This window comes from Microbulbifer epialgicus (genome assembly GCF_041447265.1).
Taxonomy (GTDB): Bacteria; Pseudomonadota; Gammaproteobacteria; order Pseudomonadales; family Cellvibrionaceae; genus Microbulbifer; species Microbulbifer epialgicus.
The window spans coordinates 21,306-47,549 of record NZ_JBGMEK010000032.1 but is presented as its reverse complement, the minus strand read 5'-3'; the positions used below and the strand labels follow the sequence as shown (position 1 = coordinate 47,549).

Genomic DNA, 26,244 nt, shown 5'->3' with positions numbered 1-26,244 from the left:
GCCTGTTGCAATCCCGCTGTCGCCTCATTACTCTTCGCCGCGAGCTGGCCGGGCAATCGCTGTCACCTTGTGTGATGGAGGAAAGTCCGGGCTCCATAGGGTGGAACGCCAGGTAACGCCTGGGGGGTGTGAGCCTACGGAAAGTGCAGCAGAGAGTAGACCGCCGATGGCTTCTTCGGAAGCACAGGTAAGGGTGAAAGGGTGCGGTAAGAGCGCACCGCGCGGCTGGCAACAGTCCGCGGCATGGTAAACCCCGTTCGGAGCAAGACCAAATAGGCCCTCTATAGGTGTGACCCGCACTGAGGGCGGGTAGGTCGCTTGAGGTGCTTGGCGACAGGCATCCCAGATGAATGATTGTCCTCGACAGAACCCGGCTTACAGGCCAGCTCATCAATTTTACAAAGCCCGGCATTTGCCGGGCTTTGGCTTTTCTGTGACCGTAAAATTCCCGCTTCTGGCGCCCCTTTCATGGAGTCAGATGCACCGAGAGGTGGTGTCGCATTTCGCGCGTCATGCGCAATTAGCTTAAAATGATCGATTATTTTGCGTGTAAGCACTCACATCATTCCGGGTGTTTGCGGCGATAATTTTGGTGTCACCTCCTCTGTCTCTGCTGCAGGCCGCGAAATTACTGGGGCTTATGGGGACTTTGGAGTCGATTTCCTTGACTTTGTGATGGCCAGTTTTATAGTGTCAAAGGTGGGAAAAAGTGGAAAATCGTGGAACTTTGTGGTTTATTCGCGGCCTGTGAGTGGGTGTTTACATTGCGCGAGTAAAGCTTGAGATTTTCCCGCTAGTGATCCGCCAATGCGGAGCCTGCTGCGACAAGCGTAACTAACAGTCAGTGAGCGAAATTCACAAAGTGTATCTGGGCAGCCATGCAATCAATATGGACGCCAAGGGGCGTCTGGCGATACCTGCGCGGGTCCGCGACCGGCTGCTGGATGAGTGCGCCGGTTGCTTGGTGGTGACTGCCCATACCGAAGAGCGCTGTCTGCTGGTATACCCTGCGCCACAATGGCAGCAGATTTTGCCGAAGATTGAAGCTCTACCCAGCTTTAACAAAGTAGCGCGCCGCGCCCAGCGCCTGCTGATTGGCTACGCCTGTGAGTTGCAGGTGGATGGCAATGGCCGTGTGTTGATTCCGCCTACCCTTCGCGAATACGCGGGGTTGGAGAAAAAACTAATGCTGGTGGGGCAGGGTAAGAAATTAGAAATTTGGAGCGAGGAACGCTGGATGTCCTGGCTCGACGACAGTGAAGATGAGGAGGGAATGCCTGAGGAAATGGCCTCCCTCTCTTTATAAGGAGTACACCAGGTGTCTCAAGAATTGCATCGCAGTGTGTTATTGCGCGAGGCCGTAGACGCTCTGGTTACCGATCCGGACGGTTTTTATATAGATGGGACCTTTGGACGCGGTGGTCACAGTGCCGCCATCCTAGAACAGCTCAGTCCCAGTGGGAAGCTGTTAGCTGTGGATAAGGATCCGCAGGCGATTGACTATGCGCGCGATCGTTTTGCAGGTGAATCGCGTTTTTCGATCTGGCACGGTTCCTTTGCCGATATGGATAGAGCTGCGGCTGAGCAGGCGGGGCGGGTCAATGGCATATTGCTGGACCTGGGCGTTTCCTCTCCCCAGTTGGATCAAGCTGAGCGCGGTTTCAGTTTTATGCAGGACGGTCCGCTGGATATGCGCATGGATACCAGTAGAGGAATCAGCGCCGCCCAGTGGATAAATACCGAAGGCGAGGCCGAGATGGCTCGGGTATTTAAAGAGTATGGAGAGGAGCGCTTCGCCCGTCGTATGGCCGCTGCTATTGTACGTCGCCGCGCGCAGAAGACCTTTGAACGGACATTGGATCTGGCCGAAGTGGTCAAGGAAGCCAACCCTGCATGGGAGAAAGGCAAGCACCCATCCACTCGGGTATTCCAGGCAATTCGCATCCATATAAATGGGGAGCTGGATGATCTGCGCAATGCGCTGGAAAAATCGCTGCAATTGCTGGCCCCGGGGGGCAGGTTGGTCGCTATCAGCTTCCACTCTCTGGAAGATCGCATGGTCAAGCGATTTATCCGCGAGAAAGAACGTGGTCCACAGCTGCCTAGGGGCCTTCCAGTTATGGATAGCCAGATTACCAAAACTCTGCGCTCTGTGGGCAAGGCGGTGAAGGCTGATGACGTTGAGGTGGATGAGAACCTGCGCTCGCGTAGCGCGGTGATGCGGGTTGCGGAAAAGCTGTCCGAGAACTGACTGATGCGTGGCAAGAAGCTGATTGCCTTGGTTTTTTTATGGCTGGCCGTGCTGGCTTCGGCTCTCGCTGTTGTCTATTCAACCCAGCTGAGTAGGGAGCTAACCGCCGAGCTTGGTAAAGCGCAAAAGGCCAATGATGAGTTGCGCTATGAGCAGGAGCGTTTGCTGCTGGAAAAAGGAGCTTGGTCTGCCTATAGCCGAGTAGAAAAAGTGGCGAGAGAGAAATTAAAAATGCATGTGCCAGCGCCCTCTGACCAAGTGCTGGTAACAGAAGAGTGATTCTAAAGGCCGGTGAGGTTTACACAGGGCAACACTTGTGGAGCCTGTGTCCCTAACACCGGCGAAAAACTAAAAATTTATGAGTGCAATAGCGATTTTGGGGGGCCGTGTTCAGGCAGTTTCCGCAGAGATATTTAATCTCAGAATGAAAATATAACGCCAACTGAGAAAATATGGGCGCAGTTAAGAAAGAGCAACTTCAACCGGGTATTGCCCGCTGGCGTTTTATGCTGGTGGCGACCTTGTTGTGCCTGTTTGCCCTGGCGCTGGTGTTGCACCTGGCGCGCCTACAAGTGGTTCCCGCCACAGAGCGTGGTTACCAGTTCCTTCAGGACCAGGGGCGAGCGCGCACTATACGCACCGAGGAAATCGCTGCTTACAGAGGCACCATTGTCGATCGCAACGGCGAACTCCTGGCGGTCAGCACGCCCGTTCACAGTCTCTGGGCCAACCCCAAACTCTTGAGAGAGAGCAGCGCCGAGCAATTGAAAAAACTGGCTGGAGTACTGGAAATCAAACCAGCCAGGCTGTCTGTGCGCCTGGAAAAATATCGCAACAAGGAATTTATGTATCTGCGCCGCCATCTCACGCCGGAGCAGGCTGGGAAGGTGTTGGAGCTGGACCTTTTTGGGGTTTACAGCAAAAAGGAATACCGGCGTTTCTATCCCGCGGGTGAAGTGGTTGCACAGCTTTTGGGCTTTACCAATATTGATGACCGTGGTCAGGAGGGGCTCGAGCTTGCCTATGACGAATGGCTCTCTGGTCAGCCCGGCGCCCAGCAGGTGGTTAAGGATTTGAAAGGTCGCACAGTGCAGGAGCTGGCGATCCAGCGCGAGGCCCAACCGGGACAGGATTTACGCTTGTCCATTGATATGCGTCTGCAGTATTTGGCGTATCGTGAGTTAAAGCACGCGGTGGCAGAAAACGGTGCTGCATCGGGTTTTATGGTGATTCTTGACACCCACAGCGGCGATGTCCTGGCCATGGCCAACCAGCCCTCATTTAACCCCAATAATCGCCAGGGGGTAAAAGCTGCGGCGATGCGCAATCGGGCCTTGATTGATCAGTTTGAGCCGGGTTCCACTGTGAAGCCACTAACCGTCCTGGCGGCTTTGGAAAGTGGTCGTTATAAACCCCACACTCAGATTGATACCAGTCCCGGTTATATCCGCGTGCCAGGAAAAACCCTAGTGGATCCGGTGAACTACGGCAAGCTGGACTTGACCAGCATCATCACAAAGTCGAGTCAGGTGGGGATCACAAAAATTGCTTTAGACCTGGAACCAAATACTCTACGGGAACTCTTTTATCGCCTGGGACTGGGGGAGGCTGTTGGCAGTGGGTTCCCCGGAGAGATACCGGGCGTTTTGCCCAGTCGCAGTCGCTGGCACCCAATAGAGCGGGCCAACTTTGCCTTCGGCTACGGTTTAACAGTGAATGCGGTGCAATTGGCCCAAGCATATAGTGTGCTGGCCAATTCCGGGCTCAAGCGCCCGGTCTCGCTGGTTTTGTCTGGCGACAAAGATAGTGCTGAGCCAGAGCGGGTCATTGAAGGGCCGTTAGCCAAGCAAGTGAGCGCGATGCTGGAAACTGTTATAGGCGCTAGTGGTACTGGCCGCCGCGCAAAGGTGGAAGGCTACCGTGTGGCAGGCAAGACCGGCACGGTGCACAAAGTTGGCCGCAGTGGTTACGAAGATAGCCGTTACCGATCGGTATTTGCGGGTTTTATTCCCGCCGACAGGCCGCGCCTTGCCGCGGTTGTTGTCATTGACGATCTCAGCCATGACAAGTATTCCGGCGGTGAAGTCGCTGCGCCGGTATTTGGTTCGGTGATGGCTGGGGCCATGCGCCTGCTGCAGGTGCCGCCAGAACGAGTAAGGTCGGCGAAACGACAGCTGGCAGCGCAGTTAAGCGAGAGAGGTTCAAAATCGTGACTCAGCGCGAAAAACAGTTTATTTCATTGCAGGAGTTGGTACCCGGCTATGCGGGTATTCCAAATGTCCCTGTCAGTGGCGTCGCCCTGGATAGTCGTAAGGTGCAGGCTGGCGATGTATTTATGGCATTGCGTGGCTCTGTGGTGGATGGGCGCGAATATATTGATGCTGCGATAGCCGCGGGTGCTGCAGCAGTGCTGGCTGATGGAGACAAGCTGGAGTGTAAAAGTCGCGGCGATATTCAAGTGGTGAGTGTGCCCGGTTTGGCCAAGCGTGTTGGGGAAATTGCCGCACGCTTTTTTGGCAATCCCAGTGGTGAGATGCACTTGGTGGGCGTGACGGGTACCAACGGCAAAACTACCTGTGCCTACCTGACTTCCCAGTTGTTAGCTCGCCAATTTGGTAGTGCCGCCATGATCGGTACTATCGGCAGCGGCATCTGGAATGATGGCGTGATTGAATTACAGGAGACCGGGCTTACCACTCCGGACCCTGTGCGTCTTCAAGCGGATTTCGCAAATTACCGCGATCGCGGTGTGCGGGCAGCGGCAATGGAAGTTTCGTCTCACTCCCTATCCCAGGGGCGAGTACATGGACTGATTTTCGATACTGCGATATTCACCAATTTGTCCCGCGATCACCTGGATTATCACGGCAATATGGCTGCTTACGGTGCCGCCAAGGAAAAGCTCTTTGGTCTGCCCCTGTTAAAGCGTGGAATTATTAATTTGGATGATCCCTTTGGTGCTCAGTTAGCTGAGCGCTGTAAAGTGCGTGGCCTGCGCGTGCTGACTTATGGCCTGCAAGCGGGCGATTTACATGTGACAGACCTGCGCCGCCATGAAAAAGGGTTTTCTGTAGAGCTTAACTCCCCCTGGGGAAGGGGGGAGTTACAGGCTCCCTTGATCGGTGATTTCAATATTTACAATGCGCTGGCAGTGGTAGCGGCAGCCGCTTCTGCGGGTATGTCTTTTGAAGAAATCCTCGCAGCCTTCCCCTCAATTAAAGCTGTTCCTGGTCGTATGGAGCGGGTGCAGGTTGAAGGGGCTGAAGACGTGGGAGTACTGGTCGATTACGCACACACACCAGATGCCTTGCGTGCAGCATTGGCTGCGGCCCGGCCCTATTGCCGCGGCAACCTCTGGTGTGTATTTGGTTGTGGTGGAGATCGTGATACAGGTAAACGGGCTTCCATGGGGCGTATTGCCTCGGAGATGGCCGATCGTGCAATTGTGACCAGTGACAACCCCCGCAGTGAGGAGCCGCAAAGAATTATTGACGATATTCTTGAAGGTGCTGCCAGTAATATCGAAGTAGAAATTGATCGAGCGAAAGCGATCGCCCAGGCAGTCGCTGCGGCGCAGCCGGGAGATATCGTCCTGATTGCCGGCAAGGGCCATGAAAATTACCAGATTATTGGCACTGAAAAAAATCACTTCTGTGATCGTGAGCATGCTGCAGCGGCACTCAGTTTGCGTGCGGGCAAATCTGCCCAGGCTGAGGGTATGGAAGGGGAAGCTCAGTGATTAGGCCTCTGTCTCTGAAGGAATTACAGGGTCGTTTTGGCGGCGAGTTGATTAACGGTTCAGTTGATTTCTCACAGGTGTGTACCGACACCCGAAAACTTGACTCTCAAGCTCTATTTGTCGCGCTGGTGGGCGAAAACTTCGATGCACACGACTTTGTCGGTGAGCTTGATGGTCAAGTATTGGGACTGGTGGTCGATCGCGAAGTACCTAGTTGCACTCTGCCCCAGTGGCGAGTGGACGATACCACGGTAGCGCTTGGACAAATCGGCCTGTTATGTCGCGAGCAGTTTGAGGGACCCGTTATCGCTATCACTGGCTCCTGCGGCAAGACTACCGTTAAGGAAATGCTGTCGGCCATTTTTTCTCAGCGCCATACACCCTGTGTGACCAAGGGCAATTTGAATAATCAGTTCGGCCTGCCGATAACGCTTTTCGGTCTTTCCAAACAGCACGATGTGTTGATTTTGGAGATGGGTGCCAGTGGGCCTGACGATATTGGTTACCTGTGTAGTATTGGCAAGCCTTCGGTTAGTGCTGTCAACAATGTGATGCCTGCCCATGTGGAAGGGTTTGGCTCGGTGGATGCCATTGCCAAGGCGAAAGGGCAGATTTACACCGGTTTGGATATTGGCGGTACTGCGATTATCAATGCTGATGACCATTTTGCGGATTACTGGCGTGGACGTATGCCAGAAGGTGTGCACACCTTGGAAGTGGGGCTATCCAATCAATGTGCGCTTTATGCGGAAAATATTGTTCTGGATAAAACCGGTTGTGCGGCTTTCGATTTGGTTATTGAGGGAGTAACACACCGGCTTAAGTTACGACTGCTTGGTGAGCACAATGTACACAATGCCCTGGTTGCCGCCGGTTGCGCCTTTGCCACCGCTATCCCAGCTGGGGAAATCGTTAGAGGGTTGACCAATCTCAGTGGGGTATCCGGACGCTTGCACGAGCAGCTTGGGATTGCCGGGGCGACAGTTATTGATGATAGCTACAACGCTAATCCGGGCTCTGTGGGTGCAGCCATAGAATTGTTGGCACAGAGGCGAGGCAAGAAAATTTTAGTACTCGGTGATATGGGGGAGTTGGGCCCCGATGCTGAGGAAATGCATCGCGGAGTCGGTGCCCTAGCGCGCGAGCGAGGGCTTGATGCGCTGTTTACTTTTGGGCCACTGGGTACTGCCGCCAGTATGGCCTTTAGCGACGGTAGACACGAGTCTCTGCGCAATTATCGGGAGAGAGAGGCGTTGATCGCGGCTTTGACCCATGAATTGGATAACAACACCACCGTATTGGTGAAGGGTTCTCGCAGCGCCCGTATGGAACTGGTAGCGCAGGCACTGCTTGGCAATAGCAGAGGGGAGACGTAATGCTGCTTTGGCTGGCGGAATTATTACAACAACATGTGAGCACCTTCGCGGTGTTCAATTACTTAACGGTGCGTGCAATTCTGGCAGCACTGACTGCGTTGGGCATTTCCCTGATTGTGGGGCCGCGTATGATCAACTGGCTGAATCACTTGCAGGTAGGGCAGGCCATTCGTGATGATGGTCCTCAAAGCCATTTGAGCAAATCTGGTACGCCCACCATGGGCGGAACATTGATTCTCGCTTCGATTTTTGCCTCAGCGCTACTGTGGTCAGATCTGGGTAACCGCTACGTTTGGGTGACACTGTTGGTGACCTTTGTATTTGGTGCAGTCGGTTTTGTGGATGACTATAAAAAAGTTGTACACAAAAACCCACGAGGTTTGATTGCGCGCTGGAAATATTTCTGGCAGTCGATTGCTGGGCTGGGTGCGGCTATTTACCTGTATATGAGTGCGGTAAGCCCGGCGGAAACCCAGTTTTTTGTGCCTTTTTTCAAAGATGTTGCAATCAACTTGGGGCCGATAACTTTTATTTTGCTGACCTATTTCGTCGTGGTGGGGTCGAGCAATGCGGTCAACTTGACCGACGGCCTGGATGGCCTCGCCATTATGCCCACTGTGATGGTGGGTGGTGCCTTGGGAATTATTGCCTACTTGTCAGGGCATGTAGAGTTTGCCAATTACCTGCATATCCCCGCGATTGCCGGAGCTGGTGAACTTGCAGTGTTCTGTGCAGCCCTGTGCGGTGCCGGGCTTGGTTTTTTGTGGTTCAACACTTACCCGGCCCAAGTGTTTATGGGGGATGTAGGCGCTCTCGCTTTGGGCGCAGCACTGGGAATTATTGCAGTGATCACCCGGCACGAAATAGTGCTGTTTATTATGGGTGGTGTTTTTGTAATGGAAACTGTTTCCGTCATCCTGCAAGTGGCTTCATACAAGCTGACCGGCAAACGTATTTTTCGTATGGCACCACTACACCACCACTTTGAATTAAAAGGCTGGCCGGAGCCAAGAGTGATTGTTCGTTTCTGGATTATAACTGTAATCCTGGTACTGGCCGGGTTGGCAACGCTGAAACTTCGATAAAAAATGAGCCTGATCGCGACCTCTTCGCAGCAGAAAGTAGTCATTGGACTGGGCACTACCGGTAAATCGGTGGTGCGCTATCTGCTGCGTCTTGGTCACACGCCAATCGTGGTTGACAGTCGTGATCATCCACCTGGACTCGATACCTTTCGCCAGGAGTTTCCACAGGTGTCGGTGGAAACCGGTGCACTGCGCCCGGATACCCTCCTCGCGGCAAGTTTAATTATTGCCAGCCCAGGGGTCGCCTTGGCGGAACCTGTTTTGCAGCAGGCCTCTGCTCAGGGTATTCCAATAATTGGGGATATTGAACTGTTCGCTCAGGCACTTAGCAGAGAAGGCGCTACCGCAAAATTGGTGGCGATAACCGGCTCTAATGGTAAAAGCACGGTGACCACCCTGCTGGGGAAAATGGCCGAGAAAGCGGGAGTGGATGTTCGTGTCGGCGGCAACATCGGTGTGCCCGTGCTGGACTTGTTACAGGAACCGTTACCACAATTGTTTGTCCTGGAGCTTTCCAGCTTTCAGCTTGAGACGACTTATTCATTAGCTCCGACTGTGGCGACCATTTTGAATATGAGCGCGGACCATATGGACCGCTATGCGAGCATGGTGGAATATCATCGGGCTAAGCAGCGGGTATATCGTGGTGCGGAACAGTTTGTGATCAACCGCGCAGACCCCTTGACTCAGGGCCCCTTGTCAAGGGAGAGGCGCGAGTGGAGCTTTGGCCTGGACCAACCTGACCTTAAGCAGTTTGGTATTCGCATCATCGACGGGCAGAACTGGCTGGCACAGGGCGGAGAAGCCCTGATGCCAGTTGGTGAACTGGCTATGGTTGGTCGGCACAATGTAGCCAATGCCCTGGCGGCACTCGCTTTGGGCAATGCGGTAGGGTTGCCCATGGGTGCGATGCTGGAAATGCTACACACCTTTATGGGGTTGCCCCACCGCTGTGAACGGGTTGCCGATCTCGATGGAGTTACTTACGTAAATGATTCCAAGGGCACGAATGTTGGTGCAACCCAGGCAGCCTTGGGTGGGTTGGCAACAGATACCCGCAAAATTGTGCTGATCGCAGGAGGCGATGGTAAGGGTGCGGACTTTTCGCAATTGGGAAGTAGTGCCCATACGTTGCGTGCAGTGGTTTCTATCGGTGTTGATGGCGACAGGATAGCACAAGTCTTTTTGGGTAAGTGTGAAATCCGCCGGGCGGAGTCAATGACAGATGCCGTAGTCGAAGCGCGTAAATTGGCACATAGTGGGGATTATGTTTTGTTATCGCCAGCCTGTGCCAGTTTTGATATGTATCGAAATTTTGAAGCGCGTGGCGATGACTTCCGCGATGCAGTAGCCGCACTCTGCAAGCGCTGTGGGGGTGTCGGGTGAGTGAACTTCCTGTGCTGTCCCACCGCCGGGATCTTCTTGATAGTTTATTACCTTTCAGTGTACTGACTCTGGTCAGTATTGGTGTGGTGATGGTGGCCTCCGCCTCAATCGCTTTTGCCACCGATGTTTATGCTGATCCCTGGTACTTCCTAAAACGACACTTGGCATTCCTGGCCATTGGTGGTGTGGCGGCATTGATAGTCAGCCAGATTCCACTGGCAATTTGGTCGCGCTTGTCCTGGCCGCTGTTGCTGTTTTCTTGTTTGCTGTTGGTTGTTGTATTGGTTCCGGGCGTTGGACGCGAGGTAAATGGTAGTCGTCGTTGGCTGGTATTTGCGGGAATTACCATTCAGCCCGCAGAAGTGGCCAAGTTTTGCATGCTAGTATTTTTTGCCAGCTTTTTAACCCGCCGTAATAAGCAGCTGCACCACTGGAGCAGCTTTATGGTGCCGGTGATCATTTTAGGTATTGTCGCATTGCTACTGCTGTTGCAGCCGGATTTTGGTTCAGTAGTTGTGTTGTCCGGTACAGTACTTGCGATGGTCTTCCTGGGTGGTGCGCGCTTGCCTCACACTTTCCTTTTGGTTTTGGTGGCGGCCTGCGGACTCGCATTGATAGCACTGATGAGCCCCTACCGGCTGCAACGATTGTTGACATTTCTGGACCCCTGGGGGGATCAGTTTGCCAGTGGCTACCAGCTTACTCAGTCATTGATTGCTTTTGGTCGTGGTGAGTGGTTTGGTGTGGGCCTGGGTAATAGTGTGCAAAAGTTATTTTATTTGCCTGAAGCACACACGGACTTTATTTTCGCCATTCTTGCTGAAGAGTGGGGCATGTTGGGCGGCTTGGCAGTGGTCGGTTTATTTGTCGCGCTGACTTATTCACTGTTGAACTTGGTGCGTGAAGCATTGGCGCAACAGAAATTCTTTGCCGCGCTATTGGCATTTGGTATGGCAGTGCAGTTGGCAGGGCAAGCTTTTGTGAATATGGGCGTGGCTTCAGGCTTGCTACCAACCAAAGGGCTGACCCTGCCATTTGTCAGCTCAGGAGGGAGTAGTTTGATCATCTGCTGCGCCTTGCTGGGCTTGGCACTGAGGATTCGAAATGAGTTGCGTGAGCAAAAGCATGACAATAATAAAAATCTAGGCCTGTTTGGTCATATACCACTATTTAGCTCGAGACACACCAGCAGGCCAATGACCAATGGGGAGGCAGTTTAATGTCCCATGGCAAAAAAGCATTTGCCGGCAAGAAATTTTTAGTCATGGCTGGCGGCACTGGAGGGCATGTTTTCCCAGCGCTGGCGGTAGCGCAGGCTTTACAGGAGCGGGGTGCCACTGTCGAGTGGTTGGGTACCCGACGTGGAATTGAAGCGCGCTTGATTCCCGCAGCTAATATCCCATTGCACTTTATACGGGTGGAAGGAGTGCGTGGTAAGGGCAAGTTGGCCGTGCTCAAGGCACCTCTGCAGATTATGCGTGCTGTGGCTCAGGCGCGAACGGTTGTCAAAAAGGTACAGCCGGATGCGGTGCTTGGTTTTGGTGGTTTTGCAACGGGTCCTGGTGGTGTAGCGGCGCGTCTCAATGGAATTCCACTGATTATTCATGAGCAAAATGCCGTTGCCGGTACTACTAATCGCTTGCTTTCTCGAATTGCCAACAAGGTACTCGAGGCATTTCCCAGTGGGCTACCGGGAGCTGTGCAGGTCGGTAATCCGGTGCGCAATGAAATTGCCCGGCTGCCTGAGCCTCAGTTGCGTATTGGTGTCGAATCGCAATTACGCCTGCTGGTCCTCGGTGGCAGTCTTGGTGCCGTGGCAATTAATGAGCTGGTGCCAAAAGCTATTGCGCGACTGCCCGCTTCCCTGCATCCGCAGGTGGTGCACCAGGCGGGTGAACGTCACTTGGAACTTGCTAAAGAGGCCTATCTTTCGGCAGGCGTGAAAGCAGAGGTTGTGCCTTTTATTAAAGATATGGCGGAGGCTTACCGTTCTGCGGATTTAATTATTTGCCGCGCAGGGGCCTTGACGGTTTCTGAAATTGCTGCTGCTGGTGTCGGTGCGATTATGGTGCCATACCCGTTTGCGATTGATGATCACCAGACTCGCAATGGGGAATGGCTGCAAAGTGCGGGCGGTGCTGTTGTGATTCAACAGAATGCCATTGATGCAGAAAAATTGTCTGCGCTGCTGCAGCAATTGTTTTCTGATCCACAGCAATTATTGCAGATGGCTGAGGCCGCACGGCGAGTGGCAAAAATTGATGCGACTGAGCAGGTGGTTTCCGCCTGTGGTGAAGAACTGGCGTTGGCCAGGTAACAGATAATAAGTGGGCGAAGGTTAAAAGAATGTCTTTTGAGCGTACAAACGCGGATAAAAATTACGCTGTACCGGCTATGCGCCGTATTCGTCGCATCCACTTTATTGGTGTTGGCGGTGCTGGTATGAGTGGTATCGCAGAGGTATTGCAGAACCAGGGCTATGAGGTATCTGGGTCCGATCTACGTGAATCATCCGTGACAGACAGGCTGCGCAAGCTCGGTGTAAAAGTTCAGATAGGGCACAGTGAAGATAATATCCAGGGTGTGGACGTTGTGGTGAATTCCTCAGCGGTACACGATGATAACCCTGAATTGATTGCTGCCCACGCCAAGCGTATTCCGGTTGTGCGTCGTGCAGAGATGCTTGGTGAACTGATGCGCTATCGCTATGGCATCGCCGTGGCGGGTACCCATGGTAAGACCACCACGACGAGTTTAATCGCCTCCATTTTTGCGGCAGATAAAAAGGACCCGACGTTTGTGATTGGAGGCCTGGTTAATGCCACCGGTGCCAATGCGGCGCTTGGTGAGAGTCGCTACCTGATCGCTGAGGCGGATGAGAGCGATGCTTCGTTTATTCACCTGCAACCGATGGTGACAGTGATTACCAATATCGATGCAGACCATATGGAAACTTACGGCGGCGACTTCGAGAAGGTGAAGCAGATCTTTATCGATTTTGTCCATAACCTGCCATTTTATGGTCTTGCTGTGGCTTGTGGTGATGATGCCAACGTGCAGGAAGTGATTCCGAAGTTTTCCCGGCCGGTTCTGACTTATGGATTTACTGAGGGCAATGACTTCCGCATCGTCGAAGTAAATCAGGAACCATTGCGCAGCCACTTTACCGTACAGCGCCCTGCTGGTGATCTGCTGAGAGTCTCGGTAAATACTCCCGGCATCCACAATGTCCTTAATGCTACGGCAGCGATTGCCGTGGCTACAGATGAGGGAGTTAGTGATGAGGCGATTCGCAAAGGCTTGGAAGGCTTCCAGGGAGTAGGCCGCCGCTTCCAGATTTATGGAAATTTCTCAATTAGTGACGACGGTAGCGCAGAAAAAGTGATGCTGGTGGACGATTATGGCCACCATCCACGGGAAGTAGCCGCAACAGTTAAAACTGTGCGGGATGGCTGGCCCGATCGGCGGCTGGTTATGATTTACCAGCCGCATCGCTATACACGTACCCGGGACCTGTTTGAAGATTTTGTTCAGGTTCTATCCGAGGTGGATAAATTAATTTTGTTGGATGTATATAGCGCGGGTGAATCACCCATTGCCGGTGCCGATGGTCGGACTTTGGCGCGCAGTCTGCGCAATCGCGGCCAGGTTGACCCGATCTTTGTAGAAACTATCGAGCAGGTGCCGCCGGTGTTGGCTGATTTACTCGAGCCGGGCGATGTGGTTTTAACCCAGGGTGCCGGAAATGTAGGCGCCCTTTCCCTGCAGCTGGCTCAATGGCGTCTGGGTGAGAAAACTTCCGAGGCATGATGAAAAGTGAAGTCCTCGGGAAAGAAGCCAGCGCGTAACAAAGGCAAGCAGGTTCGCGGAGCCAGGCCCCGAGGGGCTGAGAATAATGTGCGCACCATTAACTGGCGGCCCTGGCTGTTGCTGTTAATGTTTACAGGCTTGTCTGTCGGGTTAATGAGCGGTGGTTATTGGTTGTGGCAGCGCCTTCCGGCCATTCAGCTAAGTAAAGTGGACGCTCTGGAGCAGGTGCAGGTCCGCGGTACTTTTAACGCGGTGACCGAGCAACAGCTAAAAGAAATACTGCTGCCCTATTTACAGGCTGGTTTTTTTTCTGCGGATATTCGCACGATGCGCTCGGCGCTGATGGCTAATCCATGGATTACCTCGGTGTCGATCAGCCGGCGTTGGCCCAGAGGTGTTGTGGTAGAGGTGGTGGAAGCTCAGCCCCTTGCTGTCTGGGGTGCAGACCGTTTGTTGGTAACCAGTGGCGCACTGTTACCACGACCGACACATATGCGAGTGGATGCATTGCCCGAGCTTGCCGGAGACGAAGAACTGGTGGGGCAGATTATTTCACAGTACCAGGCGCTTGCGGGGCTGTTGACCACACGGGATATGGAAGTAAAGCGCTTGTCATTTGATGACCTTGGCGGCTGGCGTCTGGAGTTGGTGTCGGGTATTGAATTAAAACTCGGACATGATGCATTGCTGGAGCGTGTCAATCGCTTTCTGTTCCTGAGTCGCGGGTTGCTTGCACCGCACTTAGAGAAGGTGGCAGGAGTGGATACCCGCTACGGTAATGCGATAGCGGTTCAGTGGAAGAACGAACAAGAGTAAACAGGGAGGCAGCGAGAGCTGCTGTAGAAAATAAAGTTTAAAAGCGAAGGTTGTGCCCCGATTAGATTACTGAAAAAGGTCTGGGGCAAGACCAAGCGAGGTTGGAACAAAAATGACACAAGTATCCGATCAGCGGATGATTGTAGGACTGGATATTGGTACCTCCAAGGTGGTCGCCATTGTTGGCGAAACATCTGGCGATGGAGAACTCAATATTGTCGGGATAGGCTCTCACCGCTCTACAGGTATGAAAAAAGGTGTGGTAGTTAATATTGAGTCTACAGTGCAATCCATTCAGCGCGCGGTGGAAGAAGCAGAGCTGATGGCCGGTTGTGAGATTCACTCAGTATATGCCGGGATTGCGGGCAGCCATATTCGCAGCCTCAACTCACATGGCATCGTTGCCATTAAAGATCGGGAAGTAACCAAGCAGGATCTTGATCGGGTAATAGATGCGGCACGTGCGGTTGCTATTCCGGCGGACCAAAAGATTTTACACACCTTGCCGCAGGAGTACCTGATTGATAATCAGGAGGGCGTGAAAGAGCCGATGGGAATGTCCGGTGTGCGGCTGGAGGCAAAGGTGCACCTGGTCAGTGGTGCGGTCAATGCAGCGCAGAATATTGAAAAATGTATTCGTCGCTGCGGCCTGGAGGTTGAGGATGTCATTCTTGAGCAACTGGCCTCCAGTTATGCGGTGCTGACGGAGGATGAAAAAGAGTTGGGGGTGTGCATGGTAGATATTGGTGGGGGCACCACTGATATTGCCGTATTTACCGGCGGTTCGATTCGTCATACTGGTGTGATTCCTATTGCAGGAGATCAGGTGACGAATGATATCGCTATGGCGCTGCGTACACCCACTCCCCACGCGGAAGACCTGAAAATAAAGTATGCCTGTGCGCTGGCAAAGCTTGCGCGGGAAGGCGAAACCATTAAGGTGCCGAGTGTGGGAGACCGGGCACCGCGAGATCTGTCCCGACAAGCACTGGCGGAAGTGGTAGAGCCGCGCTATGACGAACTTTTTACTCTGGTTCAAGCGGAACTGCGTCGCAGCGGTTTTGAAGACTTGTGCGCAGCGGGTGTGGTTTTAACCGGGGGCTCGTCAAAAATGGAAGGTGCGGTTGAACTGGCTGAGGAAATTTTCCATATGCCGGTACGACTCGCGGTACCGCAAGGAATTGCCGGATTGACCGATATTGTGAGCAATCCGATTTACTCCACCGGAGTTGGATTATTGATGTATGCGATGCAGCAGGAAGAAGCTGGTGAGGGCAATATGCAGCCCACGCGTAACGATAATCCGTGGTGGGATAAAGTAAAGCACTGGTTTCGCGGAAATTTGTAATAGCGTGCAACCAGAATGAGCCGTCCTATAAAGGATTTTTTTTAGGCGTGGCTGTAAAATTCGACATGAGCAAGAAAGGGGAACAGCGATGTTCGAGCTAGTTGATAGCGTACAGGATAAACCTGTCATCAAGGTAATAGGGGTCGGCGGCGGCGGCGGCAATGCTGTAAAGCATATGATGGCCAACGACGTGGAGGGCGTAGACTTTATCTGCGCAAACACCGACGCTCAGGCACTGAAAGATATTCAGGCACAAACCATCCTGCAGCTTGGTAACACCATTACTCGTGGCCTGGGTGCCGGAGCCAATCCCGATATTGGCCGTCAGTCAGCACTGGAAGATCGCGATCGCATCGCCGAGGTACTAACAGGTGCTGATATGGTATTTATCACCGCGGGTATGGGCGGCGGTACTGGTACTGGCGGTGCACCGATTGTTGCTGAAATTGCCAAGGAACTTGGAATTCTCACCGTCGCAGTTGTTACCCGTCCATTTAAGATCGAAGGGCGTAAACGTACCGTGGTGGCCGAAGAGGGTATCCTTGAGCTGCGCGATAAAGTCGACTCACTGATTACTATCCCTAATGATCGCCTGTTGGAAGTGCTCGGCAGCAAGATCACAATGAAGTCCGCCTACAAAGAGGCTGACAATGTGCTGCTGGGTGCGGTCCAGGGTATTGCTGATCTGATGATTCGCCCCGGCATTATGAATGTGGACTTTGCCGATGTGCGCACTGTTATGTCTGAAATGGGCATGGCAATGATGGGCTCCGGTTCTGCTGTTGGTGAGAACCGCGCACGTGAGGCAGCAGAGAAAGCAGTACGCAGCCCTCTGCTGGATAATGTCAACCTGTCCGGTGCTCGCGGTATCCTGGTGAACATTATTACCGGCAGTGAAGAGGCCGGCTGCCAGGAGCTGACCCTGGGTGAATACTCAGAAGTTGGTGAGATCGTTCAGGAGATCGCCTCTGATGAAGCTACTGTGGTAATCGGCACTGCGGTGGATGATAAGCTTGGTGACGAGATGCGCGTGACTGTAGTGGCGGCAGGTTTGGGGGAAGGCGTTTCATCGGCTCGCCCGGCCAAGGTGGTGGATAATACCCGTCGCGTGGATACCCGTGAGGTACGCGAGCCCCGTGAAACCCGTGATATGCGTGAAAGTCGCGGCGCAGCAGGCTTGGCGTCCCGCGAGCCCGCCGAGACACACCCACGTGCGGATGTTGAACGTCCGAAGCGCCCCGCGCCGGCATTAAACCCGGCCGATGCGGATATGGAATATCTGGATATCCCGGCATTCCTTCGCCGTCAGGCGGATTAAGCATCGACACCGCAGAGGCAGTACACCGCTCATGTCCGCCCGATTCCAGGATCGGGTGTCGCCTCTGTGGTGCGGCTTATTTTGGGCGATTGCCTGATCGCTACGTGAAAGTTTTTCTGAAGGCAGGAGCTCTTCTGGCGAGCTTCCAGACCCTCTGGTCGAACAAAATTAGATAATTAACAATTTTTTACAGTGCTCCCGGAGTCCGAGATCTTAGAATGCTGTCTTAGCGACTGAGGTGTGGCGCTCCAATCTTTGCTTGAACTATCCTCAAAGGTAGGTGGCGGTGTGTTGAGGTGACCACTCGCCCATAATTGGTATTGGCGTCGCAATTGTGTTAGTATCGCCGGCTTGCTGCGCATTATGCGTAGGCCACCGACTGGGAAAAGATAGTTTCATGATCAAACAGCGCACGCTTAAAAATGCTATTCGCGCCACTGGCGTAGGTCTGCACACTGGCAAAAAGGTCGTTCTGACCCTTAAGCCGGCGCCCGTAGACACCGGCATCGTGTTCCGGAGAACCGACTTGGACCCGGTGGTTGAAATTGAGGCCCGTGCAGAAAATGTAGGGGATACCCTGCTTTCCACTACCTTGGTCAAGGGTGATGTACGTATCGCTACCGTAGAGCACCTGCTCTCGGCTATGGCCGGACTCGGCATTGACAATGCAATCGTCGAGCTGTCTGCCCAGGAAGTGCCGATTATGGACGGCAGCGCAGGCCCATTTGTATTCCTGATTCAATCCGCAGGCATCCAGGAGCAGTCTGCTCCCAAGAAATTCTTGCGTATTAAGAAGCCGATAACGGTAGAGGAGGGCGACAAGGTTGCCAGTTTCCTGCCATTCAATGGCTTCAAGGTATCTTTCACGATCGATTTTGATCATCCGGTATTTCAGGGGCGGAACCTGACCTCCTCTGTGGACTTTTCCAGTACCTCTTTCGTTAAAGAGGTAAGCCGGGCACGCACCTTTGGCTTTATGCATGAGATTGAATATCTGCGTTCCAAAGGTTTGGTGCAGGGCGGATCAGTGGATAATGCCATAGTGATCGACCAGTACCGTATTTTGAACGAAGGTGGATTACGATACGAAGACGAATTTGTGAAGCACAAAATTCTTGACGCTATCGGTGATCTTTATCTGCTGGGTACCAGCCTGATTGGTGAATTCAAAGCTTTTAAATCTGGCCATGCATTGAACAATAAATCCCTGCGTCACCTGATGAAGCAGAAAGACGCTTGGGAAATGGTGACCTTTGAAGGCGAGCAGGAGGCACCGATCTCCTATATTAAGCCGATACTGGCAGTTTGATCCTCTCGCAAGAAGCCGGCATCATATTGCCGGCTTTTTTGTGTGTCTAATTCACAGAGAAGTCAGCGATAATTCTGGTACCCTTAGGGTAATCGGGTTTGCCAGGTAATTCGTGTGAGGTCTAACGTTGAAGTAACGTCTCATATCAGTGGCAATTAAAATTACAATATGTCGAACCTCTCCCACTTGTTATGAAAATAATCCTGGTCAATGAGCGCGGTGCAACCCGCAGCTTCAATTTTGGCGGCCTGAGTAAGGCGCTGTTGAGCCTGTGCCTGCTCGGCCTTCCAGTGGGTGCATTTTTGCTCGGCGCCAATTTGCCAGTAGCCAAAACTGACCTGTTCGATGCGCGTACTGCCAAGGCGTGGGAGCGTGCCCTGCGCAAGCAGCAGGAGGAGATTGAAGGCGCCGACCAGGAAGCCCGCGAACAGTTGGCAGCCCTGACAGTGAAACTGGCTGAGCTGCAGGCCCGCCTTACCCGTCTCGACGCCCTTGGTGAGCGGCTTACAGCTGCAGCAAATCTCGATGAGGGAGAGTTTGAGTTCAATACCGCTCCCGCAATAGGTGGGCCCGAAGATCCGGGAATTGCTGGCGCCACTGAGCTGCCGTACACCCCTCCTGAATTTCTCGATGTAATTGGCAATTTGTCCCATCAGATAGACGACCGCCAGATGCAGCTCAGCACACTTGAGTCTCTAATGGCGAACCTCAAGCTTGAAGACGAACAGTTTATCGCCGGGCGCCCGATTACCAAGGGGTGGATGTCATCTCGGTATGGATATCGTACCGACCCATTCACTGGGCGCCGTACCTGGCACAAGGGTGTCGATTTTGCGGGAAAAATGGGCTCTGATGTGGTTTCCGTCGCCGCAGGCGTGGTGACCTGGGCCGATGAGCGCCACGGTTATGGCCAGTTGGTAGAAATCAATCATGGCAACGGTTATTCCACCCGCTACGGACACAACAGCGAACTTAAAGTTGGCCTTGGTGATGTCGTTAAAAAGGGGCAGGTCATTGCCGAGATGGGCTCCAGTGGCCGCTCCACAGGGCCCCATGTTCACTTCGAAATCTTCAAAAATAATCGCACGGTCGACCCGGCCACCTATATCCGCCGCACAGGCAGATAACAACTATTCTTCCTTTACGCGTAATTGCCGGTAGCTTTGCATAAGAGTTGCCAGCAGTTGCGCCTTCCTGTTTACTTGCACCCCTCGCATAAAGGAGTGTCGGTGCAGCAATCTGCCCAGTATTGGCGCCGACAGCGCAAATAAGATAAGTGGTTTCTAGATAATGATTGGCAAACTGATTAAATCGGTCTTTGGTTCAAAAAATGACCGCGAGCTGAAGCGCATGCGACGCGTCGTGGAGAAGGTCAATGCTCTGGAGGAGGATTTCCAGAAGCTGGATGACGCAGGTCTTCGCGCCAAAACAGATGAGTTTAAAAAGCGTATAGCGGATGGGGAAACACTGGATCAGCTACTGCCGGAAGCTTTCGCCGCAGTGCGCGAGGCTGGCCGCCGCGCTTTAGGGATGCGTCACTTTGATGTTCAGTTGATCGGTGGTATGACACTGCATGAAGGCCGAATTGCAGAAATGCGCACCGGTGAAGGTAAAACTCTGGTGGCGACCCTGCCTGCCTACTTAAACGCCCTGGAAAGTAAGGGTGTACATATTGTTACAGTAAACGATTATCTGGCATCCCGGGATGCTAACTGGATGCGCCCGGTCTATGAATTTCTCGGGTTGAGTGTGGGGGTTATTGTTTCCCAGCAGCACCCTGATGACAAGAAGGCAGCCTATCAAGCTGATATTACTTACGGCACCAATAACGAATTTGGCTTCGATTACTTGCGCGACAATATGGTGTTACGTAAGGAAGACCGTACCCAGCGCCCACAGAATTTCGCCATTGTCGATGAGGTGGATTCCATCCTGATCGATGAAGCGCGCACGCCGCTGATTATTTCTGGTGCTGCCGAGGACTCCTCACACCTGTACCTGGCAATGAACAAGCTGGTGCCTCAGCTGGAGCGCGCCGAAGAGGGTGGTGAGGGTCACTACACTGTAGACGAGAAAACCCGTCAGGTAGAGCTGACCGAGCAGGGACACCAGCTGATTGAAGAGTTGCTGTCCCGTAGCGGCCTGATGAAGGGCGATCAATCTTTATATGCGCCGGGTAACCTGGGCCTGTTGCACCACGTACACGCCGCTCTGCGCGCTCACGTGTTGTTCAATAAAGATGTGGATTACATCGTACAGAATGGCCAGGTTGTGTTGATTGATGAACACACCGGCCGCACCATGCCGGGCCGCCGCCTCTCCGAGGGGCTGCATCAGGCCCTGGAAGCCAAAGAGAATGTTCAGATCCAGAGTGAAAGTCAGACTCTGGCCTCCACAACTTTCCAGAATCTGTTCCGCTTTTATCCGAAGCTTTCCGGTATGACTGGAACTGCCGATACAGAAGCCTTCGAATTCCAGCAAATTTATGGCCTGGATGTCGTGGTAATTCCGACCAATCAGAGTATTCAGCGAGAAGACCTCAACGACCTGGTCTACCTGAGTAAAGAAGAGAAGATGGAAGCCATTATTGAGGATGTGAGGCACTGCCGAGAGAAGCAGGCGCCAATCCTTGTGGGTACCGCCTCCATTGAGACCTCTGAAGAGATGTCCCGCATGCTGCAAAAGGCCGGCATCCAACACCAGGTACTGAACGCCAAATACCATGAGCGCGAAGCGCAGATTATTGCCCAGGCGGGGCGCCCCGGTGCGGTTACGATTGCTACCAATATGGCTGGCCGTGGTACGGATATTGTTCTTGGTGGTAACTGGGAGGCGGAAGCCACAGAACTCAGTCAGGAGAAGGGCCGCGAGCTTGCAGAGGCTGAGCTCGCCAAGGTGAAAGAAGATTGGCAGAAGCGCCACGATCAGGTGATCAATGCCGGCGGTCTGCATATTATCGGTACAGAGCGTCACGAATCCCGCCGTATCGACAACCAGCTGCGCGGGCGCGCAGGTCGCCAGGGTGACCCTGGCATGACCCGCTTTTACCTGTCCCTTGAAGACAACCTAATGCGTATTTTTGCCTCTGACCGGGTGAAAAACTTTATGCAAATGTTGGGTATGGAGCGCGGTGAGGCCATTGAGCACCGTATGGTTTCCAATGCCATCGAGAAAGCCCAGCGCCGTGTAGAAGGGCGTAACTTCGATATTCGCAAACAGTTGCTGGAGTATGATGATGTAGCCAATGACCAGCGCCAGGTGATCTACAGTCAGCGCAACGAGTTGCTGGAAGCGGACAAGATCAGCGATACCATTACCGCAATTCGCGAAGATGTGGTCAATGAAATTATCTCCGCTTCAGTACCGCCGCAGAGTGTGGAAGAGCAGTGGGATATCCCTGCGCTGGAGCAGCAGATAGCCGGTGAGCTGGGTATCGAGCTGCCAGTGCAAAAGTGGCTGGATGAAGACCGCACCCTGCATGAAGAGAGCCTGCGAGAGAAGGTTGTTACCGAGGCGCAGGAAGCCTATGCGGGCAAGGTGGCACGTATCAGCGAGTCCTCTGGGGATGCCAACCTGATGCCGACCGTTGAGCGCCAGATTATGCTGCAGGTATTGGATCAGCTGTGGAAGGAGCACCTTTCCAGCATGGACCACCTGAGAGCCGGCATCGGCCTGCGCGCATACGCGAATAAGAACCCCAAGCAGGAGTTCAAGCGCGAATCTTTCCACTTGTTCCAAAGTATGCTGGAAAACCTCAAGCATGAGGTGATACGTATCCTTGCTCACGTGGAGCCGATGACCCGTGAGCAAATGGATGAGTTAGAGGAGCGCCGCCTGGAGGAGCAACGCAAGCAGCAGCTGGATCTGCAGCACGCGGAGGCTTCAGCCCTGCCTGCGGGTGAGCCACAGCAGCAGGCGGCTCCAGTACCCGAGCGCCGCGGACCAAAAGTAGGCCGCAACGACCCCTGTCCCTGTGGTTCCGGTAAGAAGTACAAGCAGTGCCACGGCAAGCTCGCGTCCTCGCCCCAGAGCTAACAAGCCGTAATTGCTTTACATTGTGTGCAAATACCCCACCCTGCGTGGGGTATTTTTTTATGCATATTTCAAAATATTATGCGGATAGAGGGTTTCAGGCCGCATTAAGTGCGGATTCTTCTTGCCTCATTCTCAATAGGCTTTAATAATGACGCCTTTTCTCCCATAACCGAACATGGTTGCTACAAGTTCCATATTCGCCCAAAACCCGAAAAAGAGTCGCCCGAAAGCGTTTTAGATATGCCTGAATCACAACTTCCCCCGGTAAAAGGGGTTCGCCTTGCCAGTGTGCCCGCCAGAATTAAGGATTGGCAGCGCGACGATTTACTTTTGGTGGAGATTGCCGAGGGGGCATCTGTGTCCGCCACCTTTACGCAAAACACTTTTTGTGCGGCGCCAGTGGTGGTGGCCCGCGAACATATCCACAGCGGGGAGATTCGGGCACTGTTGGTAAATGCCGGCAATGCCAATGCCGCCACCGGGGCCAGGGGGCTCAGCGACACCAGGGCATGTTGTGAGGCGGTAGCCCAGGTCATGCAGATTCGCTCTGAGCAGGTACTGCCCTTTAGTACTGGCGTGATTGGTGAGCACCTGCCGCTGCAGCGTTTACTGGATGGTATTCCAAAGGCTGCCAGACAGTTATCCGACGATGGTTGGGATCAGGCGGCCAAGGCCATTATGACCACGGACACCCGGGCTAAAACGGCGAGCCGCACTCTACAAATTGCCGGGGAAGAGATCACTATTGTCGGCATTGCCAAAGGTTCCGGCATGATTCAGCCGAATATGGCGACCATGCTCGCCTATGTCGCTACCGATGCGACTGTGGCTCAGCCTCTGCTTAATGCCATGGTGAAGGAAGCTGTCAGTGCCTCTTTTAACCGGGTGAGTGTGGACGGAGATACCTCAACCAATGATGCCTGTGTGCTGATAGCTACGGGCACAGCGGATTGTGAGATAAAAAGTCGCAGTGACCAGGGTTATGCAGAGTTAATGGCGGCAATTACCCAGCTCCATATCGAGCTCGCCCAGGCGGTTGTCAAAGATGGGGAGGGTGCAACCAAGTTTGTAACCGTGCAGGTCGAGGGAGCCCTGAGCAGTGAAGAGGCACTGAGAGTTGCTTTCGAAGTGGGGGAATCGCCACTGGTAAAAACCGCACTCTACGCCTCAGATCCAAACTGGGGTCGCCTGGTGATGGCCATTGGCAATGCGATACCGGAAAACCTGGATACCGAAAAAGTCGATATTTACCTGGATCGGGTGAAAGTGGTGGAGGCCGGAGGCCGTGCCGCGGACTATAGGGAAGAGCAGGGCGAGCAAGTATTCACTCAGCCTGAATTTACCATCCGCATAGCGCTTGGCCGTGGTGACTGCTGTGAACATATCTGGACCTGTGACTTCTCCCATGAGTATGTCACCATCAACGCCGAATATCGTACTTGAGGAACTGTAGTGGCCAGTGTTGTACATGTTGCCGTGGGTGTTGTGTGTCGGGATGATGGCAAAATCCTGATCGCCCGCCGACCGGACCACCTACATATGGGGGGGCGCTGGGAGTTTCCCGGTGGAAAAGTGGAATCGGGGGAAAGCGTTCAACAGGCGCTGTCCCGCGAGCTGCTGGAGGAGGTGGCCATTGAGGCCACAGATTTGAAACCCCTCGTAGAAATTCGCCATGAATATCCGGAAAAGACAGTGTTACTGGACACTTGGCAGGTCACAGCCTTTTCAGGCGAGGCCGAAGGCCGGGAAGGTCAGGAGACTGCCTGGGTGGCCGTTGATGAGCTGGATCATTACCAGTTTCCCGATGCCAACCAGGCGATTATTGAGGCGATCAAAGCCGCTGAATTTTCAGATTAGTGTCAGTGGCGGCGATGCTTAGTTGGGTCCAGGTCATCACTCAGCAGATCATCATACGCAGACTCGCCCGGAATCTTGTGTCCCTCACTGGCCCACTCCCCCAGATCAATCAGCTTGCAGCGCTCACTGCAGAAGGGCTTGAAGGGAAACTTGTCGCTCCACTCGATCGGCTTTTTACAAGTGGGACAGTTTAAGGTTGGGGCTTCTTTGCTCTTGGACATAGAGATTTAAGGTTTCGCTAATTCGATAAAAAGTTTGTGTGCTGGCCTCGCAGAGGCAGTGAATCAATGCTGAAGGCGTGAATGGCGGGCAGACTCCACCAGTTGCAAATACTGCTGGTGAAGTGTTTCCACTTGAGCGCGCAACTCCGGCAAACCGGCTGAATTGTCCAGCACATCGTCGGCCTTTTCCAGCCGTGCCTGCCGCTTGAGTTGTGCCGCCATAATTTTGCGAATCTGCGCTTTGTGGTTCTCATCCCTGGCGCAGGCCCGCTCTAACTGCAGCTGTTCTGGCAGATCTACCACACAAATCCGATCCACCAGCTGGTACTGGCCGGATTCGATCAGCAGTGGCGACTCCAGTATCGCATAGGGGCCGGAACTCTGTTCCAGGGCAGCAAGAATTTCCTCGCGTATCAATGGGTGCAGCAAAGTCTCCAGCCAGGCTCGCTCCACGGGGTCGTCAAAGACCAGGACGCGTAATTTAGCCCTGTCCAACTCACCATTTTCCAGTAGCACCCCTGCACCAAAATGTTGGGCAATTTGCTCTAGCGCCGGCTTACCTGGCTGTACTACCACCCGGGCCGCCCAATCCGCATCTACCACATGGATGCCCAGCTTGCGAAAGCACTCTGCGGCGGCCGACTTGCCACTGCCAATGCCACCGGTTAAGCCTACTCGGAACAATGTGTGATCTCCCTGAGCTGAAAACTTGGAGGCAAAAAAAAAGAAACCCGGCCATCGCGGGTCGGGTTTATATTAATTCACTTGCAATGCAAGAGCTAACTTAGTGGATATTGTCAGCTGGTGAGTCCCGAGAAGGTAAGATACCAGTGCACAATTTTTTCCCCCCATAACATGGCGATCCAGCCAGCTCCGGCCAGGTAGGGGCCAAAGGCAATCGGCAGGCGGCGATCGCGCCCTGCCAGCAGGCTCCAGCTGATTCCGGCAATGGCGCCCACAGCAGCTGACAGGAGAATTACCAGCGGCAGCATCTGCCAGCCAAACCAGGCCCCGATGGCTGCGAGGATCTTAAAATCTCCAGCCCCCATGCCATCTTTGCCGGTGACCAGTTTGAAAATATGGAATACCAACCACAGCGACAGGTAACCGCCTATTGCGCCGATGACTGCATCCTGTAACGGAGCAAAAATGCCCCACAAATTGATAAATAGCCCAGCCCAGAGCAGGGGCAGAGTAAGGTTGTCTGGAAGAAGCTGCTTGTCAAAATCGATACCGGTAAGGGCGATTAAAACCCAGGTAAATACACAGCCCGCCAGGGCTTGCCAGCTAAGGCCCAGCTGCCATACGACTACGGCAGTGAGAATACCTGTAACTAACTCCACCAGTGGGTAGCGCTTGGAAATAGCAGTGCCGCAGGTGCCGCATTTACCGCGCAACAGCAGGTAGCTGATTACCGGAATATTCTGCCAGGGTTTGATTTCGGTTTGGCACTCGGGGCAGTGGGAGTGGGGCAATACCAGGTTGAAAGGTTTATCTAGCTCCACTCGCTCCGCACTGCCAGGCTTTGTACCGAAGTAACTGTAAAAATCCCGCTTGTATTCCCGCTCCATCATCACTGGCAGGCGCAGGATTACGACATTCAGAAAGCTGCCTATCAGGAGGCCTAAAATAAAAGCGCTGCTTATAAGCAGCGCAGGGTATAAGGATAGGGTTTCGAGCATTTTGGTTCGTT

The 26,244-nt window shown here is 53.5% G+C and carries 22 protein-coding genes and 1 other RNA gene; 20 read left to right on the top strand and 3 right to left on the bottom strand.

Translation table 11 applies throughout. From position 1 onward, the window contains the following. The first annotated feature begins 40 nt into the window (after positions 1-40). The 20 genes from rnpB (at position 41) to mutT (ending at position 24,330) form a co-directional block, all read left to right on the top strand. Positions 41-394: RNase P RNA component class A (rnpB, locus tag ACCI49_RS14345), an RNA gene on the top strand. 468 nt (positions 395-862) lie between these two features. Beyond that, on the top strand, positions 863-1,306 hold the full coding sequence (gene mraZ / locus ACCI49_RS14340) for a division/cell wall cluster transcriptional repressor MraZ (protein WP_371839725.1): 444 nt from the start codon (positions 863-865) through the stop codon (positions 1,304-1,306). A 12-nt stretch (positions 1,307-1,318) separates the two neighbouring features. Beyond that, positions 1,319-2,251 (top strand): 16S rRNA (cytosine(1402)-N(4))-methyltransferase RsmH, encoded by a 933-nt coding sequence (gene rsmH / locus ACCI49_RS14335; protein ID WP_371839715.1) that lies wholly within the window; start codon positions 1,319-1,321, stop codon positions 2,249-2,251. Positions 2,252-2,254: 3 nt separating this feature from the next. Beyond that, the gene (ftsL, locus tag ACCI49_RS14330) at positions 2,255-2,530 is read left to right on the top strand and encodes a cell division protein FtsL (protein WP_371839714.1); all 276 of its coding nucleotides are present in this window, start codon (positions 2,255-2,257) and stop codon (positions 2,528-2,530) included. 173 nt (positions 2,531-2,703) lie between these two features. Continuing rightward, positions 2,704-4,464 carry a peptidoglycan D,D-transpeptidase FtsI family protein gene (locus ACCI49_RS14325; RefSeq protein WP_371839712.1) on the top strand — a complete coding sequence of 587 codons (1,761 nt, stop codon included), beginning with the start codon at positions 2,704-2,706 and terminating at the stop codon, positions 4,462-4,464. After that, on the top strand, positions 4,461-5,990 hold the full coding sequence (locus tag ACCI49_RS14320) for a UDP-N-acetylmuramoyl-L-alanyl-D-glutamate--2,6-diaminopimelate ligase (protein WP_371839711.1): 1,530 nt from the start codon (positions 4,461-4,463) through the stop codon (positions 5,988-5,990). Before ACCI49_RS14325 ends, ACCI49_RS14320 begins: the two co-directional genes overlap by 4 nt. Next, positions 5,987-7,366, top strand: coding sequence for a UDP-N-acetylmuramoyl-tripeptide--D-alanyl-D-alanine ligase (locus ACCI49_RS14315; RefSeq protein WP_371839710.1), 1,380 nt, complete (start codon positions 5,987-5,989; stop codon positions 7,364-7,366). Before ACCI49_RS14320 ends, ACCI49_RS14315 begins: the two co-directional genes overlap by 4 nt. Then, entirely contained in the window at positions 7,366-8,451 is a 1,086-nt protein-coding gene (mraY, locus tag ACCI49_RS14310) for a phospho-N-acetylmuramoyl-pentapeptide-transferase (RefSeq protein ID WP_371839709.1), read from the top strand. Before ACCI49_RS14315 ends, mraY begins: the two co-directional genes overlap by 1 nt. Before the next feature lie 3 nt (positions 8,452-8,454). Then, a complete protein-coding gene (gene murD / locus ACCI49_RS14305) occupies positions 8,455-9,837 on the top strand; it encodes a UDP-N-acetylmuramoyl-L-alanine--D-glutamate ligase (protein WP_371839708.1) in 1,383 nt (460 codons plus the stop codon). Next, on the top strand, positions 9,834-11,057 hold the full coding sequence (gene ftsW / locus ACCI49_RS14300) for a putative lipid II flippase FtsW (protein ID WP_371839707.1): 1,224 nt from the start codon (positions 9,834-9,836) through the stop codon (positions 11,055-11,057). The genes murD and ftsW overlap by 4 nt, the downstream gene beginning before the upstream one ends. Continuing rightward, a complete protein-coding gene (gene murG / locus ACCI49_RS14295; protein ID WP_371839706.1) occupies positions 11,057-12,154 on the top strand; it encodes an undecaprenyldiphospho-muramoylpentapeptide beta-N-acetylglucosaminyltransferase in 1,098 nt (365 codons plus the stop codon). Before ftsW ends, murG begins: the two co-directional genes overlap by 1 nt. A gap of 29 nt (positions 12,155-12,183) precedes the next feature. After that, positions 12,184-13,647, top strand: a complete 1,464-nt coding sequence (gene murC, locus ACCI49_RS14290) for a UDP-N-acetylmuramate--L-alanine ligase (protein WP_371839705.1) — start codon at positions 12,184-12,186, stop codon at positions 13,645-13,647. A 6-nt stretch (positions 13,648-13,653) separates the two neighbouring features. After that, positions 13,654-14,463 carry a cell division protein FtsQ/DivIB gene (locus tag ACCI49_RS14285; RefSeq protein WP_371839704.1) on the top strand — a complete coding sequence of 270 codons (810 nt, stop codon included), beginning with the start codon at positions 13,654-13,656 and terminating at the stop codon, positions 14,461-14,463. Positions 14,464-14,575: 112 nt separating this feature from the next. Next, positions 14,576-15,811: a cell division protein FtsA gene (ftsA, locus tag ACCI49_RS14280; protein WP_371839702.1), complete on the top strand. Its 1,236-nt coding sequence runs from the start codon at positions 14,576-14,578 to the stop codon at positions 15,809-15,811. 88 nt (positions 15,812-15,899) lie between these two features. Then, a complete protein-coding gene (gene ftsZ / locus ACCI49_RS14275) occupies positions 15,900-17,129 on the top strand; it encodes a cell division protein FtsZ (protein WP_371839701.1) in 1,230 nt (409 codons plus the stop codon). Between the two features lie 397 nt (positions 17,130-17,526). Next, positions 17,527-18,438 carry a UDP-3-O-acyl-N-acetylglucosamine deacetylase gene (gene lpxC, locus ACCI49_RS14270; RefSeq protein WP_371839700.1) on the top strand — a complete coding sequence of 304 codons (912 nt, stop codon included), beginning with the start codon at positions 17,527-17,529 and terminating at the stop codon, positions 18,436-18,438. 191 nt (positions 18,439-18,629) lie between these two features. Continuing rightward, on the top strand, positions 18,630-19,565 hold the full coding sequence (locus tag ACCI49_RS14265; RefSeq protein WP_371839699.1) for a M23 family metallopeptidase: 936 nt from the start codon (positions 18,630-18,632) through the stop codon (positions 19,563-19,565). Positions 19,566-19,728: 163 nt separating this feature from the next. After that, positions 19,729-22,473 carry a preprotein translocase subunit SecA gene (secA, locus tag ACCI49_RS14260; RefSeq protein WP_371839698.1) on the top strand — a complete coding sequence of 915 codons (2,745 nt, stop codon included), beginning with the start codon at positions 19,729-19,731 and terminating at the stop codon, positions 22,471-22,473. Positions 22,474-22,713: 240 nt separating this feature from the next. Continuing rightward, positions 22,714-23,916: a bifunctional glutamate N-acetyltransferase/amino-acid acetyltransferase ArgJ gene (gene argJ, locus ACCI49_RS14255; RefSeq protein WP_371839697.1), complete on the top strand. Its 1,203-nt coding sequence runs from the start codon at positions 22,714-22,716 to the stop codon at positions 23,914-23,916. Between the two features lie 9 nt (positions 23,917-23,925). Continuing rightward, complete coding sequence (gene mutT, locus ACCI49_RS14250) at positions 23,926-24,330, top strand: 8-oxo-dGTP diphosphatase MutT (protein ID WP_371839695.1); 405 nt, start codon at positions 23,926-23,928, stop codon at positions 24,328-24,330. A gap of 2 nt (positions 24,331-24,332) precedes the next feature. Here the strand turns inward: mutT and yacG are convergent, their stop codons facing one another. The 3 genes from yacG to ACCI49_RS14235 form a co-directional block, all read right to left on the bottom strand. Beyond that, the gene (gene yacG / locus ACCI49_RS14245; RefSeq protein WP_371839694.1) at positions 24,333-24,551 is read right to left on the bottom strand and encodes a DNA gyrase inhibitor YacG; all 219 of its coding nucleotides are present in this window, start codon (positions 24,549-24,551) and stop codon (positions 24,333-24,335) included. A 63-nt stretch (positions 24,552-24,614) separates the two neighbouring features. Beyond that, complete coding sequence (gene coaE / locus ACCI49_RS14240) at positions 24,615-25,235, bottom strand: dephospho-CoA kinase (protein WP_371839693.1); 621 nt, start codon at positions 25,233-25,235, stop codon at positions 24,615-24,617. Positions 25,236-25,348: 113 nt separating this feature from the next. Next, positions 25,349-26,233 carry a prepilin peptidase gene (locus tag ACCI49_RS14235; protein WP_371839692.1) on the bottom strand — a complete coding sequence of 295 codons (885 nt, stop codon included), beginning with the start codon at positions 26,231-26,233 and terminating at the stop codon, positions 25,349-25,351. Positions 26,234-26,244 lie beyond the last annotated feature (11 nt).

Coding starts and splice junctions, on each gene's coding strand:
- ftsL (WP_371839714.1), top strand. CDS start 2,255: ATGCGTGGCAAGAAGCTGATTGCCTTGGTTTTTTTATGGCTGGCCGTG.
- ACCI49_RS14325 (WP_371839712.1), top strand. CDS start 2,704: ATGGGCGCAGTTAAGAAAGAGCAACTTCAACCGGGTATTGCCCGCTGG.
- mraY (WP_371839709.1), top strand. CDS start 7,366: ATGCTGCTTTGGCTGGCGGAATTATTACAACAACATGTGAGCACCTTC.
- murD (WP_371839708.1), top strand. CDS start 8,455: ATGAGCCTGATCGCGACCTCTTCGCAGCAGAAAGTAGTCATTGGACTG.
- murG (WP_371839706.1), top strand. CDS start 11,057: ATGTCCCATGGCAAAAAAGCATTTGCCGGCAAGAAATTTTTAGTCATG.
- murC (WP_371839705.1), top strand. CDS start 12,184: ATGTCTTTTGAGCGTACAAACGCGGATAAAAATTACGCTGTACCGGCT.
- ftsA (WP_371839702.1), top strand. CDS start 14,576: ATGACACAAGTATCCGATCAGCGGATGATTGTAGGACTGGATATTGGT.
- ftsZ (WP_371839701.1), top strand. CDS start 15,900: ATGTTCGAGCTAGTTGATAGCGTACAGGATAAACCTGTCATCAAGGTA.
- lpxC (WP_371839700.1), top strand. CDS start 17,527: ATGATCAAACAGCGCACGCTTAAAAATGCTATTCGCGCCACTGGCGTA.
- ACCI49_RS14265 (WP_371839699.1), top strand. CDS start 18,630: ATGAAAATAATCCTGGTCAATGAGCGCGGTGCAACCCGCAGCTTCAAT.
- secA (WP_371839698.1), top strand. CDS start 19,729: ATGATTGGCAAACTGATTAAATCGGTCTTTGGTTCAAAAAATGACCGC.
- argJ (WP_371839697.1), top strand. CDS start 22,714: ATGCCTGAATCACAACTTCCCCCGGTAAAAGGGGTTCGCCTTGCCAGT.
- yacG (WP_371839694.1), bottom strand. CDS start 24,551: ATGTCCAAGAGCAAAGAAGCCCCAACCTTAAACTGTCCCACTTGTAAA.
- ACCI49_RS14235 (WP_371839692.1), bottom strand. CDS start 26,233: ATGCTCGAAACCCTATCCTTATACCCTGCGCTGCTTATAAGCAGCGCT.